The organism is Pantoea sp. USMM079, assembly GCF_037153115.1.
GTDB classification, from domain to species: domain Bacteria; phylum Pseudomonadota; class Gammaproteobacteria; order Enterobacterales; family Enterobacteriaceae; genus Pantoea; species Pantoea communis.
In genome coordinates, this window is the sequence record NZ_JBBCKX010000066.1 from 1 (window position 1) to 550 (window position 550).

Sequence of the window (550 nt, forward strand, 5' to 3'; positions counted from 1 at the left end):
AGGTTCCACGCCTTTCAGGCTGTACGCCATCTGCGCCATCATGAACCTCAGAAGGTTATAGGCCAGGACCACACCCCACAGCTCCTGACGCACAAGTTCTGGCTTTTTGCTTCTCAGCGTCAGCTCATTATTCAGCAGGTGCTGTTTCATCTCGCGGAAGCCGTGCTCTATTTCCCAGCGATGGCTGTATAAATCCACAACATCCGCTTTCGGGTATCTCAGCGGATCGCACATCGATGTCAGGATTTGAACCTTTTTTCCGTTGAGTTCTTTGCTGATAAGCCTTGCCGTCAGTGTGTCTGCAGCACCCTGCCATTTTTTCTTCGCCTGCGGCGACAGCTGTAATTCCACCAACTCCTGCCCGGCCCCTAAGCTACGGACAACACGGTACTGTGCCCCTTTGCGCAGCGGCAACATCCAGTGTCTTTCCGTTCCCGCCGACTGCCAGGCGTGCAGCAGACCCAGCGCATAAAAACCTTTATCAAAGAGGGTCAGAGAGTGGTCGGGGGTTTGTGGGATAAGCTGAGCGGCAAGATCGGCTTCGCCGACA

At 54.5% G+C, this 550-nt stretch carries 1 protein-coding gene; it reads right to left on the minus strand.

Annotated features, from left to right (window positions below; translation table 11 throughout):
- A partial coding sequence (locus WFP70_RS26520; protein ID WP_337024908.1) for an IS4 family transposase occupies nt 1-550 on the minus strand: 550 nt, incomplete at both ends.